At 39.3% G+C, this 14,968-nt stretch carries 11 protein-coding genes and 1 pseudogene; 4 read left to right on the top strand and 8 right to left on the bottom strand.

Annotated features, from left to right (window positions below):
• Positions 1-227: 227 nt before the first annotated feature.
• Genes AC4J95_RS20050 through AC4J95_RS20040 form a run of 3 tightly spaced genes read right to left on the bottom strand, consistent with a single transcriptional unit; the run spans position 228 to position 4,853 of the window.
• The gene (locus AC4J95_RS20050; RefSeq protein ID WP_494551383.1) at positions 228-1,073 is read right to left on the bottom strand and encodes a class II fructose-bisphosphate aldolase; all 846 of its coding nucleotides are present in this window, start codon (positions 1,071-1,073) and stop codon (positions 228-230) included.
• Complete coding sequence (locus AC4J95_RS20045) at positions 1,045-2,973, bottom strand: PTS fructose transporter subunit IIABC (RefSeq protein WP_494551382.1); 1,929 nt, start codon at positions 2,971-2,973, stop codon at positions 1,045-1,047. Before AC4J95_RS20045 ends, AC4J95_RS20050 begins: the two co-directional genes overlap by 29 nt.
• The gene (locus AC4J95_RS20040) at positions 2,970-4,853 is read right to left on the bottom strand and encodes a BglG family transcription antiterminator (protein ID WP_494551381.1); all 1,884 of its coding nucleotides are present in this window, start codon (positions 4,851-4,853) and stop codon (positions 2,970-2,972) included. Before AC4J95_RS20040 ends, AC4J95_RS20045 begins: the two co-directional genes overlap by 4 nt.
• A 430-nt stretch (positions 4,854-5,283) precedes the next feature.
• On the opposite strand from AC4J95_RS20040, the gene AC4J95_RS20035 reads away from it, so the two are divergent.
• Both AC4J95_RS20035 and tnpA read left to right on the top strand, forming a co-directional pair.
• Complete coding sequence (locus tag AC4J95_RS20035) at positions 5,284-6,642, top strand: IS4 family transposase (RefSeq protein ID WP_494551380.1); 1,359 nt, start codon at positions 5,284-5,286, stop codon at positions 6,640-6,642.
• Between the two features lie 532 nt (positions 6,643-7,174).
• Positions 7,175-7,581 (top strand): annotated as a pseudogene (tnpA, locus tag AC4J95_RS20030) (IS200/IS605 family transposase).
• 125 nt (positions 7,582-7,706) lie between these two features.
• Here tnpA and AC4J95_RS20025 read toward each other — a convergent pair.
• The 5 genes from AC4J95_RS20025 to AC4J95_RS20005 all read right to left on the bottom strand — a co-directional run bounded on the left by AC4J95_RS20025 (position 7,707) and on the right by AC4J95_RS20005 (position 12,671).
• Entirely contained in the window at positions 7,707-8,774 is a 1,068-nt protein-coding gene (locus tag AC4J95_RS20025) for a PTS fructose transporter subunit IIC (RefSeq protein ID WP_494551379.1), read from the bottom strand.
• 4 nt (positions 8,775-8,778) lie between these two features.
• Complete coding sequence (locus AC4J95_RS20020; protein WP_494551378.1) at positions 8,779-9,603, bottom strand: Cof-type HAD-IIB family hydrolase; 825 nt, start codon at positions 9,601-9,603, stop codon at positions 8,779-8,781.
• Positions 9,593-10,276, bottom strand: coding sequence for a deoxyribose-phosphate aldolase (gene deoC / locus AC4J95_RS20015; protein ID WP_494551377.1), 684 nt, complete (start codon positions 10,274-10,276; stop codon positions 9,593-9,595). The genes AC4J95_RS20020 and deoC overlap by 11 nt, the downstream gene beginning before the upstream one ends.
• 17 nt (positions 10,277-10,293) lie before the next feature.
• On the bottom strand, positions 10,294-11,781 hold the full coding sequence (gene glpK, locus AC4J95_RS20010; protein WP_494551376.1) for a glycerol kinase GlpK: 1,488 nt from the start codon (positions 11,779-11,781) through the stop codon (positions 10,294-10,296).
• Positions 11,782-11,858: 77 nt separating this feature from the next.
• Entirely contained in the window at positions 11,859-12,671 is an 813-nt protein-coding gene (locus tag AC4J95_RS20005; RefSeq protein ID WP_494551375.1) for an SDR family oxidoreductase, read from the bottom strand.
• A 231-nt stretch (positions 12,672-12,902) separates the two neighbouring features.
• On the opposite strand from AC4J95_RS20005, the gene AC4J95_RS20000 reads away from it, so the two are divergent.
• Together AC4J95_RS20000 and AC4J95_RS19995 are read left to right on the top strand one after the other, a co-directional pair.
• Positions 12,903-13,772 (top strand): MurR/RpiR family transcriptional regulator, encoded by an 870-nt coding sequence (locus AC4J95_RS20000; protein ID WP_494551374.1) that lies wholly within the window; start codon positions 12,903-12,905, stop codon positions 13,770-13,772.
• A gap of 152 nt (positions 13,773-13,924) precedes the next feature.
• A partial coding sequence (locus AC4J95_RS19995; RefSeq protein ID WP_494551373.1) for a zinc-dependent dehydrogenase occupies positions 13,925-14,968 on the top strand: 1,044 nt, incomplete at its 3' end.

The following is a 14,968-nucleotide window of genomic DNA, read 5'->3' as shown; positions in this document are numbered from 1 at the left end:
GTCGGAAATATAAGTTGAGTGTAGCATAAATGGCTTTTTTTGTTGTCTAGCTTAATTTTGCAATCGGCGTTATCAAATCAGTTCACAGAACTGACTGAAAAAGATACATCTTACCTTGCATTTTATTACATAAAACAGTTCCTTTGATTAGCAAAATTCATGCCAATCAAGTGGTGGTACGACAAAAAAAACTACCCACCAAACGAAGTGAGTAGTTTGTAAAAATATTAAACTATTTCATTGAGCTTATCTGTACAAAATACATTATAATAATGCTTTAAACAATTCTTCATAGAATTAGATACAACTTTCTTTAAGTCCAAATAATTATTAGGTTTTTCATCACTAATTCCTTTTTGTGCAGCGTTAACTAAGTCAGAAAAAATATTAATTTTACTAATCCCTTGCAAACTGCATTTATTTAGATTGTCATCGCCAGATGAAGAACCACCATGTAAAACTAAAGGTGTTTCTACTGCTTGAGAAATTTCGCTAAGTCTTTCGAAATTTATTTCAGGAACTCCCTTATACATTCCATGAGCCGTGCCAATTGAAACCGCTAATGAATCAACTTTAGTTTCTTTAACAAAGCGTATAGCATCTTCTACTGTTGTATATTGTGAATCAGTTTCTTCATGGTTCTCATAGTTTACACCCGAACCTACGTGACCAATTTCAGCCTCAACCACCACACCTTTTGGATGAGCATAGTCAATAATTTCTTTTGTCTTTTTCACATTTGTCTTAAAATCATCCTGCGAGGCATCAATCATTACTGACGTAAACCCAAGATCAATCGCTTTTTTAATAATAATTGGAGTCATTCCATGGTCTAAATGAAGAACAACTGGAACTTTCGCTTTTTCAGCGTAGAATTTTCCAAAGTAGGCTGCTTCTTCTAAAGTAATAAATTCTAAGTGAACTTCTGCCAATGCTAAAATAACTGGTAAATTTAATTCTTCGGCAACTTCAACATAGTCTTTCATCGATTGTGCATCAATAAAATTGGGTGCAGGAATGGCGACTCCTTTCTCTTTACTAATTTTAAATAATTCCTTTGACGTCACTAACATTTTCAATACCTCCATTAAATTCTTTATTTGGAACAATAGATTTTTTAGTAAGTCCAACAATTAGCATAGTCACTACACTACCTGCTAAAATGCAAGCAATATATATAATTGGACGATTGATGGCTATTGGTATAACAAAAATTCCACCATGAGGTGCCGTTAATTCAATTCCAAACGCCATTGATAAGGCACCGCCTACTGCTGCTCCGATAATATTTGCTGGGATAACTCTAATAGGGTCTGCTGCTGCAAAAGGAATGACTCCTTCTGTGATAAAGCAAGAACCTAACACATACGCTATCTTACCGGTCTCGCGATCTTGATCCGTAAATTTATTTCTAAAGAAGGTTGTCGCTAATCCCAGACCAATTGGTGGAATCATTCCACCACACATCAAAGCTGCCATAGGCCCATAAACTCCAGCAGTAATCATCTGAATACCAAAAGCATAAGCAATTTTATTTAATGGTCCTCCCATATCGCTTACCAAAATTCCACCTAGTAAAGCGCCTACTAAAATGGCATTAGATCCATTCATCCCGGTCAGCCATTTTACTAAAGTATCGTTAAGCGAACTGATTGGCGTATTAATAACATACTGAATCACAATTGTGGTAATCAAGGTCCCTAATACAGGGTAAAGCAAAACTGGATTCAATCCATGTAAAGACTTAGGCAATTTGACTAATACTTTTTTCAGAAGCAAGATAGCATATCCAGCAATAAATCCGGCAATTAACCCACCTAAAAAGCCAGAACCTCCAGTGGAAGCAATCATCCCGCCAATAGCCCCCGGAGCAAGACCAGGTCTGTCCGCGATACTGAATGCAACATACCCAGCAAAAATCGGAACCATGAGACCAAAAGCAGCACTACTACCAACAGAATTTAGAAAAGCTGCAAACTCATTGTATTGACTCGAATCAGGATTCGCTGAATTAACACCAAACATAAAGGATATCGCGATAAGAATCCCGCCCGAAACAACAAATGGTAGCATAAAAGAAACACCGTTCATCAAATGTTTGTAAATATCAAATGCGCCACTTTTTTTGGTTGTATCAGAGTCGGATGATGCATTTTCTTCGCCCACTGCTTCATATAATTCTTTTTTTGCAAGTACTTCATCAATTAGTCCATCTGCATTATTAATTCCACGTTTGGTAGATGTTTCTACAACTTTTTTCCCATCAAAGCGGCTCATATCCACCGTTCTATCGGCCGCAATAATTACTCCACTTGCATTCGCAATTTCCTCATCTGTTAGTCGATTTTCCGTTCCACTTGATCCATCTGTTTGAACTTTCATCGCAATTCCACGTTTTTCAGCTGCGTCTTTTAATGCTTGAGCTGACATATACGTATGAGCAATTCCAGCCGTACATGCTGTAACAGCAACCAAAGATTGACCACCAGAGGATAATGTATCGTCAATAGATTCTACTTCCTCTTCTTCTGCCTCTTTTTCATCAATAATAGAAATGACTTCTTCAACGGACCTAGCCAAAATCAACTTGGCACGAAACAACTCATCCATCAAATATGTTGATAGTCTTGATAATGTTTCCAGATGTTCATCCGTTGCACCTTCTTGAGCAGCAATCATAAAGAACAACTGACAGCTTTCCTTGTCATAAACAATTCCCTCAAGACTTCTTCCAAAAATTACAGATGGGTTATTAACATAAACTGATTTGGTGTGAGGCATTGCAATCCCATATCCAACTTCTGTCGATACGGCTTCTTCTCGTTTCCAAATATCTTCTTTAAATCCATCTAGGTCTTTTAGAGAACCATTTTCCATTAAACGTACTGCCATGGTGTCAATAATTTCTTCTTTATTTTTAACATCTAGATGAAGAAGAATGTTCTGTTCAGTAATCAGCTCTGATATTTTCATGTTTTCATCTCCCTATTTTCAATTACATTATTAAACTCGTCTAAACTTGTGGCTTTTTTTACTTCTACTAATAATTTTGGATCCTTTATAATGTTGTATATTTCTTCCATTACTCTACTAGTATTTTTTTGATCATTTTTACCTGGGACAATCATGATAATTAAATCCACAAATTGACTACCCCAGTCGATTGTTTTTTCTTGTATCGCTACCGCTATCTTAGTCTTTTCAAATCTACTTGTAAGCAAGGGGTGCGGAATTGCAATCCCATCACTGATATCAGTTGAAGAGAATTCTTCTCGCTCCAAGATACTGTCCATCATTTCAGGTACTTCAATTCCATTTAATAGTCCTAAAAGAAGCTCTTCTTTATCTTGGAATCTTTGCTTAGTAAAATAATCAGCCTTTATTCCAAAAACATAATTCATTTTTCTCATCAGGTTGTCTATCTTTTGGTAATCTTTCTCGGTCGGTGTACCGTTTATTACTATCAAATTTGATTGCTCTACTCCTATTGGAACAAACGATATAATCAAATCAAAATTCAAAAGATCCTGATTATCATTTGGACTGTTTTGACTGATTACAGTAGTTTTTATTGATATATTTGAATATCGACGTTCCAATTCATTTTTCAATAAATAGCCAATCGATTGAAGTCGTCCCAAAAGAATGACAATCTTCACATTCTTTGTTCTACCTCGCTCAATAAACGAAGCGAAATGAATCGCTAGATAACCAATCTCATTTTCCGGTAACTGTAATTGGATGGATTTTTTTAAGTCATTCGCAAAACTCACAGCCATATAATATCCTTGAATAAAGTCTTTTTTTATTGTCGTAATGAAAGTATTCTCTATATAAAAATTGAACATCAATGGATACATATCTCTTGCAAGATGCATCAATAATCCTGAGTATAGTTGTTCATCTTCTGAAAGCTTCATTAAATAATCATGTTCGAGAACATTCAATGAATTCTTAACACCAACTCTTAATTCCTGCGGTACAGTAAATTTTTGATCATTATCTGCTGAAATCATTAATCGCTGACTAATCAGGTAAAAACTAAAATATATAATCTCCACATCTGGAATAATTATTTTAGAACGATTGCCATAGTCATACATAATTGATTTTGCAGCTTCATATTCTTTAGTGCTCTCAATTTCAACGAGATCGAAAGAGTCAAAACTATAATCACAAAAATGATTTTGAGAGATTCTTCGAACCGAAATTATCAAATAAGACAAGATTGATAACGTCGTTTCTGAGCTATCAGGAATTTTTAAACTAGAATACTTCTCATGAAAAAAAGTCATAAGCCCTTCCAATGACTCGCGAGCCACCCAATCTTTAAAATGGTAAGCCAAAGAATCGATAAAACTATTCTTATTAATTGTGGTTATTTTAGATAAGCTCTCTAAAAGTAATCTTTTTTCAATTTCGCTTCCTTTTAGTCTAACTCCTTTAAAAATGACACTTTCAATTCTTAAATTTCGAAATTGTGTCTCCATCATCTTTTGAATTTTAATCACATCTAATCGGATTGTTTGATTCGAAAAATACAACGCTTCAGCGATTTCTTCATATGTAATCCAATCATACGCATCAAGTAAATATTTAACGATAAAGAACATTCTTTCTTCAAACTCAAAATGCTCATTGACCTTAATGTCTTCAACGACTCCAGTAAGAATGTATCCCTTGTTCTTATTAGTAAGTATTTTAGAATCAATTAAATAGTTTTCATTCAAATCTTTTATATAGTTACGTACACTTCGATCAGAAATACCTAACCGATTGGCAATCTCCTTTCCTTTGATATATTTGTGCTCTTCTTGTAACATAGCGATTAGTCTCAAATATTTCTCTTTCAAAAAGAATCACATCCTTTACACTTGTATAGTAAACGCTTTCTATTTTTTCTACTACCATGTATATCTACCTATTCGTTAGGAAAAAAGTTAAGCGAGAGCATAAAATATTTCATGCAAATGAGTATATGAGCCAATTTCATAATTATTTAGCTGGTTATATCAATGATTTGGAGTGGTAAAAGTTCGTCTATCTCCCCATTGGTATTACATGTTTTCACTTTTCTTTCATAGAGAAACAGTAAGAGAAATAAATTTCTTGTCACTTTTAAGGAGTTATAAAATTAGCTCATTTACTAAAACTTGAAACATGAAAAATCTACTCTAATCCTTGACCACAATGGGATTTTTGACACAAAAATAGCATGAACACCCCCTAAGCACTTGGTATAATTAAGTCGTCCAAAACCATCATCCAAGGAGTGTTCATGCTATGAAAATTATAACACAAACTACTCAGACGAAGGACCCATATTCAAATCCAGTAAAAACTTTTTTCGAGCGCTTTGATCTGGCTATGTGCTCAAGACAAGCGAACGCAACACGTACAAAAGGATTCTCGTTTTCTGTTCTTTTTTCCTTTATTGTCCAATCGATTTTTTCGAATGGCTCGACGTATCGTTTTTATCGGAAGCAAGCGAGTCACGTCCCTTTTTCAGATAAAACGTTCCGCAATCTTTTGAATGATTCTCGGATCAATTGGCAAAAACTGCTTCTGCTTTTGGCCAAAGCGGTCAGCGGCTATTTCGCAACGTTGACCGCTGATACTCGGAGAAACGTGTTCATTATCGATGACTCCATGTATGCTCGAACGAATGCGAAGAAAGTGGAAGGCGCCGCTTTACAATACGATCATGCCAGGAAAAAATATGTCAAAGGCTTTCGTTTTCTACAACTCGGTTGGTCTGATGGCAACAGTTTTCTTCCAGTCTCTTTTTCCTTGCTTTCTGGCAAGAAACAAATTTGTAAAACAACTCCCATTGATCAACGAACCAATTCTGGCAAACGCCAAGCACAAGCACTCCGGAAAGGAACCGATGTGGCTGTTGAATTGATTAGAAACGCCTTGAAACAAGGAATTCAAGCCAACTATGTCTTGTTTGATACATGGTTTTCTAGTCCAAAAATGTTCCAGCAGCTTAGAGCGTTAGGGTGTCATAGTGTTGCAATGGTGAAACGCACTAAAAAAGTCTATTACCGCTACGAAGAAAAAATGATGGACGTGAAAGAAATTTTCAACCAAAACAAGAAACGCCGTGGTCGGTCACGTTATCTTTTAAGTGTGTCTGTGGAAGCGGTTGTTGGCGAACAGATCGTTCCAGTCAAACCTGTATTTGTGCGTAATCGAAACAAACGAAACGAGTACTTGGTGTTAGCTTCAACGGACATTTCTTTGACCGAGGATGACATCATTCAACTTTATGGCCGACGTTGGGCAATCGAAGTCTATTTCAAGATGTGTAAACAATACTTGAAATTGGCTAAATACCAAGGATTAGCCTATGACGGGATCTTTGCCCACACTACAGCCGTAGCGATCGCCTACATGATCTTGGCGGTTCAAGAGCGCGAGGCCAGTGATGACCGAACAATCGGTGAGTTATTTTATTTACTGATTGATGAGCTATCAGAAATCCCCGTAGCAGAGGCGATTCACCAATTAGTTGATCTTTTTAAAGAAGTTCTGACCGATGAATATATTCTGAATGAACGAATTTTGGATAACATCCTCTGCAAATTCATCGCACAATTACCGAAGAATCTACAAAAGCAGCTGATTTGTGCTACATGAGTTAATTTTCAAGAGAAAGCGCTTAGTACTATAAGGGTTTCGTGACGGAAATCATGTTTCAAGTTTTAGTCATTTAATAATACAATCTTTGATATCAACTTACCACTTGCTTTTAAATTCGTTCCTTTGCCCGGCAACATGATCTATTTTCTTTCATCACATAATATATTAGCCACTACTAGTATCCATATGATTTCCTTTAATTTCTCCATATTCCACCATAAATTTGATTCTGTGTGAAACTTGAGTTAGGATATCTAATCAAAATTCTTCGAATAAAAAAATGCCGCAACGATCATAATTCGCGGCGGCATTTCTAGTTAATGACTTTAAGCAGTTTGCTCGCGTTAGCGAGTGAAACAAGAAAACCACGCGTTTCTACGCGTGGATGAGATAGCTTTAGCGATAAAAACTCCTTTCGATATACTAATAAGTGGCTACCAACCGCTCATACTATCGAAAGGAGTTTTTTTCTATGTCATCAAATGACGACAAAAGTTTATCACACAGTCGGTGAAATTGTAAGTACCATATAGTATTTACACCAAAATACAGGAGAAAAGTGATTTCTGGAGAATTGAGAAAAGATATTGGAAGAATTTTGCGCAAGCTCTGTGAAATGAAAGAGGTAGAAATCATAGAAGCACATGCCAGATCATATTCATATGCTAGTTAGAGTGCCACCGAAAATAAGCATTTCAAGTTTCATGGGATTCTTAAAAGGAAGGAGTGCCACGCTTATCCATGAGCAGCATGGAAACTTAGTGTATAAATATGGGAATAAGAGTTTTTGGTCAAAAGGTTATTACGTAAGTACAGTAAGGTTGAATCAGAAAACAATTGCAAAATATATAAGAGAGCAAGAAGCAGAGGATCGAATTCGAGATAGCATAAGTAAGAGAATACGTCGATCCATTCAAAATGAAGAAAAAGAAATAAAGTAGCGAGTGATGAGCGGTTGGCAGTCTTTTAAAAAAGCTCCATTTATGGAGTACGCGAGTATTGACCTCTTCTAGAGGTGTTAAAAAGCCACCCCGTTTTCACGGGTGGCTGAGTTACTATTCTTATGCTTCTTCCGTCATCTTCTCCACGGCTTCTACTGGCAGATCGCGTTTAAGAATCAAGGCGAGCCCGGCTGCTACAACTGTTCCGACTACGACCGCAAGGACATAACCTATGGGATTTTGGACTGCTCCTGGAATCGGCAGGATAAAGATTCCTCCATGTACCACCGTCGTTCCTGTATTGAAATACGCAATGATCGCACCAGCAACGGCTGAACCGATCGCACTGGCTGGAATCACTCGTTTCGGATCACGAATCGCAAAAGGAATCACCCCTTCACAGATCAATGATAGACCCAATATCCAGGCTGCTTTGCCTGCTTCTTGTTCTTCTTGGGTAAACTTTTTCTTTTGAATCGTAGAGGCTAATGCCATACCCAATGGAGGGATCATCCCGCCGACGATCACGGCCGCCATCACGACCTGCGGCACACCAGGATTTGCGACAACCGCCGCTACGCCAAAGAAGTAAGCCACCCGTAAAATTGGACCCGCTAGATCCACCGCCATCATCGCGCCTAAGATCGCACAAAGCAGGATCAAGTTTCCGCCCTGCATACTTTCCAAGACACTGGTCAATGAATTCATGACAAAGGACACGGGGATGCCGATCACATAATAGCTCACCAATCCCACCACAGCGACACTGATAACTGGTAGTAATAAAATATTATAGACCGTTTCTAATGATTTCGGGATTTTGATTTTTTCCAGATATTTTACGAGATATCCGGCAAAAAATCCGCCGATCACCGCGCCTAAAAAGGTTGAGCCGTTGACAGATGCGATACTGCCGCCAACCATTCCGGCCAGCAGTGCATTGCTACCGCCAACTGATTGGGCGATAAAACCGCCAACGATCAAGAACATCAGTCCCATCGCATGCTGGTTCCCGATTTGATAAATAATCTGGCCAAATGACCCCAATCCCTCTTCTGGATAAGACATCGCACCAGCACCAGAAACCGCGAATCCCAATGCCATCAAAATACCACCCGCAACAACAAAAGGAATCATTTTGTTCAGTCCGTTTAATAAGTGATCAAAAAAAGATTTCTTTTCTTCCATCTTTTTACCCCCGTTTATTTAGAATAAATGCTTCAATTACATGCCTAACACCATCATTATCATTTGAAGGAAACACGACTCCGATTTCTTCTTTCAAGTTTTGATTGCCATTTGCAAGCACCGCACTGACACCAGCATAGTTCAGCATTTCACGATCATTGTTGCTATCTCCTATCGCCAACATATGCGCTGGCTGAATGACCAACAATTTACTTAATTTTTCTAACGCGACACCTTTATCCATCCCAGCAACTATCACTTCATGATAGTTTGGCAGGCTATTAACAAAATCCAGTTGCGGAATCGTTTTAATTTTCTTAGCTAATCGTGCCACTTTTGCCGCATCCTTTTCGATTACTAAAAATTTATAACGCCGCAAGGTCTTCAGCTCCGACTGATCCGCTTGCTGGATCTGCGCACCGAACATCGCTAAATAATGACCAGACATCCCGGCACTTTCTAAGCGGGAAAAAGAATACTTGGTACAGAAAATGCCTTGATCCGTATAAAGCTGATACACATAGTCTTCGCCTAAATAATCAATGATCTGATCAGAAAATTCCACCGGCATCGGCTGATCATAGAGAATTTCCTGAGTCCGCAAATCCGTGATCTTGGACCCATTCATTTCAATCAAATAATCCTCAATACCCGCTAAATCAATCGCAAACTGCGCTTCCGGCAGCACACGTCCAGTAGCGATTGCTGTTTTCACTCCTAAATCTTTAGCGCGACGAATCGCCTGGATGGTCGCGTCAGAAATTCTTTCAGAACTATCTAACAGCGTCCCATCCAAATCCATCACTAAGAATTGAATCTTATTTTTCATAGGTCTCTTTGAATGCTTCGGTGATCGCAATACTGCTAGAGCTGCCGATCCGTTCTGCACCCGCTTCGATCAACGCTAAGCACTGCTCCAATGTCTTGATACCACCAGAGGCTTTGACTTTGACCTTGTCACCAACGACTGACTTCATTAATTTCACGTCTTCTAATAAAGCTCCACCTGTGCCAAATCCTGTTGATGTCTTGATAAAATCAGGCAAGACTTCTTTAGCGATCTCCGCTAATTTTTTAATTTCGTCCTTCGTCAAATAGCAATTTTCAAAAATGACTTTTGATAAGATATCATTTTTACGGCAAATCGCTACGATCGTTTCCATTTCTTCTTTAATATAATCGAAGTTGCCTTCTTTTACTTTGCCTACATTGACTACATAATCGATCTCGTCTGCACCTTCTTTGATCGCTTGCTCTGTTTCGTAAGCCTTGACTGCGATCGTTGTTTGTCCTAGAGGGAATGAGATTGCCGCGCCGACATGAACCGGGCTGTCCTTCAATAATTCCTTACAAGTCGCAACTGGGAATGAATTGATGGCAACCATTTTGAAGCCATAGTCGTCCGCTTCCTTACAAAGCTGTGCAAAATCCTCTTTCGTGGCAAACGCTTTCAAATTCGTATGGTCAAAATATAAAGCTAACTCCTGAGATGTCTTAATCATTTGTTTTCCCCCATTTTTTATTTTGTTAATACGCAACCGACTGCTTTCTTCCAGCCGTCGTATAATTTTTCACGAGTTTCTTCTGTCATTTCCGGTGTAAATTCTGCATCTAATTCAAAGGTATCCAGCAACTCTTCCTTATTCTTCCAGAAGCCGACTGCTAATCCAGCCAAGAAGGCTGCACCGCGAGCGGTCGTTTCAACAACTTTTGGACGCATAACGGGGATGTCCAATAGATCGGCTTGGAATTGCATCACGAAGTTATTCTTACAAGCGCCGCCATCGACTTTCAGCGCGACATTTTTAATACCAGAGTCACTTTCCATACAGTTCACAACATCTTTGATTTGATACGCCATTGATTCTAGGGTTGCCCGAATAATGTGATTGCGATTCACGCCGCGGGTCAAACCGATGATCGCTCCGCGAGCATTTTGATCCCAGTAAGGTGCCGACAATCCAGTAAAGGCAGGAACAAAATATGTACCATGGGTATCCGCAACTTTCCCGGCTAAATATTCCGTATCGCAAGAATCATAAACCAAATGCATCTCATCACGCAGCCATTGCACGGAAGCTCCGACCACATACAATAATCCTTCAAGTGCGTATTCCACTTTGCCATCTAAGCCCCAAGCAATCGTCGTCAACAGACCATTTTTCGATTTAATACTCTTTTCTCCGGTATTCATGATCAACGAACCACCTGTACCATATGTTGCCTTCACCATTCCGGCATCGAAACAAGCTTGACCAAACAAAGCACCCTGCTGATCCCCAACAGATGCAGCGATTTTGATTTCCGCACCGTTGAAAATATTTTTTCCAGTAACGCCATATACACTGCTGGAAGGCATTGCCTGTGGTAGGATTTGTTTTGGTACATTGATGATTTCCAACAGATGATCATCCCACTTGATCTCTTTGATATTGAATAATTGCGTCCGTGAAGCATTGGAGTAATCAATCACATGGACAGCCCCTTCACTAAGGTTCCAAATGAGCCAAGAATCGATTGTTCCGCAAAGTAGCTCGCCTTTTTCTGCGCGATCACGGGCACCTTCGACATTATCCAAGATCCAAGCAATCTTTGTGCCAGAGAAATAAGCATCGATGATCAAGCCAGTATTCTCTTTAATGTATTCCTCGTGTCCTTGAGTTCTCAAATCCTCACAAATATCAGCCGTTCGACGGTCTTGCCAGACAAGTGCGTTCATGATCGGTTTGCCGGTCATCTTATCCCAAACTACACAAGTCTCACGCTGATTCGTGATTCCGATGCCTTCGATCTGTTCGGGTACAATATTCGCTTGATTCAACGCCCGCAACGCCGTGCCGTATTGCGCATTCCAGATTTCCTGCGGATCGTGTTCCACCCAGCCTGGCTGCGGATAAATTTGTGAGAATTCTTGATAAGCCGAAGAAATTTCTTTCCCGGTCTTATCAAAAATGATTGTCCGACATCCTGTTGTCCCAGCATCAAACGCCATCATATATTTTTGCATGTATCCTTCTCCTCCTAATCTCTATCAAGGTTTATCCCTTCGTTACGTTTATTATTAACAACTAAGCTATTACTTAATTATACTTCCATACCATAACGGTGAGCTTTATGTGTCGGATAGAATGAGATCGACGGTACAGTCACATCTGGCGTACGAGTCGCTACATATAATGCAATCTCAGAAACATTTTCAACATCAATACAGCTTGCGTGGATGCCTTCTTTTAATTCTTTTTCATCTAACCAGCCATCAGTATACGCTTCAAGATCACCATCGTAGATTCCAGTATCAATTACTTCCGTCATTGGTGTCTTCACGTGAGAAGGATTCAACACCGTCACGCCGATATTTTTACCAACTCCTTCTAATAAGATATTTTTACTCAAGCCCATCATGCCATGTTTAGATGCACGGTAAGGACTATGTCCTGGACAAGAGGCCATACGAGCAGATGAAGAACCGATATTCATGATTCGACCACCAGATTCTTGTTTTTCCATATAGCGGAAAGCCTCGCGGCAGCAAAGGAACACACCGGTCATGTTTGGCCCAATTGTCTTGTTCCATTCTTCCATTGTTACTTGTGAGATCGGCGGCGCCAATGAATCACGGCCTGCACTGTTCACGACTAGATCAATACTGCCCCATTTGTCATAGGCTTGTTTAAAGAAATCCATTACGGCTTGTTCGTCTACGACATCAGCAACGACTGATAACGTTTCACTTCCTAAATCCTCAACCTCTTTAGCAACTTTCGCTAACCGTTCTGCATCGATATCAACTAACAAGCATCTGCAACCGTTCTCAGAAAACTTTTTAGCAATGGCTTCGCCGATTCCTGAAGCTCCGCCAGTGACTACTGCAACTTTGCCATTTAAGACCTTACTCATGTAAATCGCTCCTTAAAATTTTATTTTCTTAACTTGATTACATTGTAGAATAAAATTTTATTCCAGTCAATGTAATTTATAAAGAATTTTTTTCAATAACGAAAATGACAGTAATAAAAATTCTATGTCAGCTCTAGTATACTCCGCTAAATCAAGCTTTACCCATTAACAAAGAAATTTTCCACAACTCATGATATAATTGAATAAAATTTTATTTTAGGAGGATTTCTTTTGAAACAGAGTGTTTTAAGTCTATTAATTGCCCGTCAACCTACTTTTAATCCAGCGCTGCAACGCGTCTGTACCTATATCATCGAGAATCCTGAGATCGCCAAAACAATCACGACAAAAAAACTAGCTCAAGAGTGTGATGTCGCTGAGTCTTCTATTACTCGCTTTGTCCAAGAGATCGGCTTTGAGAAATTCAGCCAATTCAAAATCAGCTTAGCCGAAGAGCTGTCGCAGCAAAACCATTCTGAGGATTCCGTCAATGAAGTATTATATGATGATATTTCCCGTGACGACTCCACTGAGATGACAATCAAAAAAGTCATCTATCAAAATATTCAACGGATCAAAGAATTGGAAAGTCTGATTCAAATCAGCCAAATCGAAGAAGCCGTCGCCATGATCAGAAAAGCCAAGACCTTGAACTTTGTTTGTACGGGCGCTTCTAATGTCGCAGCGAATGAAGCGACTCTGCGTTTTTCGCGAGCAGGAAAGAAATGTGTCCTGTGGAATGATACTAGCATGCAGACGATCACAGCCGCAACTGCCACCGAAGACGATCTGTTCATCGGTATCAGTGATTCTGGTAAGACAGCTAGCGTTTTAGATTGCCTAAAAGTAGCCAAGAAGAAAAACGCTTCTACTTTGGCGATCACCTCCAGCAGTAAGTCACCGATCAATGGAATCGCGGATTTGACGTTGCTGACACCGATGCATGTCCCTTCGTCCCGCAGCTGGGAATCCACGACTTCAAAAACATCGCAAATTCTATTGATTGATATTTTATATGTTTGCTATGGGTTGGCTAATTTTGATTCCACCATCAATGCTTTAGAAGAAACCCATGAAGCGCTAAAATCAACTCGCCGTTAAAAATCGAACGATGCTTTTACTATCCAATTAGGATAGTAAAAGGTCGTTTTTTTCTATAGAATGAAATTCTTTTTCCTTTTCTGATTGACAAAATTAAATTCCGGATTTATATTGTATCTATAGAATAAAATTTTATTTTAGGAGGAATCGTTATGAAAGCAAGTTTCTTTTATGGTCCACAAGATATTCACGTTGAAGAAGTAGACAAACCCGTTATTAACGAAAATGAATTATTGGTCAAAGTACACGTTGGTTCGATTTGCGGTACCGATTTACGAATTTTCAAGTTTGGTCATTTCAAAATTGATCAAAAACGTGTACTCGGCCATGAGCTAGCTGGTGAAGTGGTTGAGGTTGGCGCAAATGTGAAAGACTTTATGTTAGGTGATCGGATCTCCGTTGCCCCAAATGTTGGCTGTGGTCACTGTCGCATGTGTAAAAAGGGCTACAATCAGCTTTGTTCCGAGTATGAAGCATTTGGAATCAGTTATGATGGCGGCTTCCAAGAATACATGAAAGTTCCGCAAGCAGCACTGGAGCGTGGCAATGTTTTTAAGGTTCCGGAAAACCTGTCCTACGTTGAAGCAGCCTTAGTTGAACCCTTCTCTTGTACTTATAATTCTTACAAGGCGTTAAATACAAGACCCGGTGATACAGTGGTGATCATTGGTGCTGGTCCGATCGGCGCCTGTCATGTATTGATCAACAAATTAGCTGGTGCAACAAAGATCATTGTTGCCGATGTGGCGGCTTCTCGTTTAACTGAAATGAAGAAAATCGGCGCGGATGTAACGGTTCTTTCTTCAGAAGAAGATTTAAATGCTCGAGTCTTGGAAGAAACCGATGGTGCTGGTGCCGCTGTTGTCATCACCGCCTGCTCTGTCCCTGCTGTTCAGCAACAAGCCTTGGAGATTGCAGCCGTTCATGGTCGGGTAAACTTCTTCGGCGGTATGCCAAAGGGCAAAGAATTCGTTACGTTGAACACCAACTTGCTTCATTATAAAGAATTGATCGTTTTAGGAACGACTGGGTCTTCGATCGAAAATTACCAAGAATCACTCGATATCATCGCTTCGAAAAAAGTCGATTTATTACAATTAGCGACTCATTCTTTCTCATTGGATCAAATTAATGACGCCTTTGCTTTTGCCCAGTCTGGTGAAGGCATGAAGACTTATTTGAATATTGCAGGTGAA

The organism is Enterococcus sp. GPZ-007 (genome assembly GCF_059374735.1).
This window is presented reverse-complemented; position numbering and strand designations above follow the sequence as displayed.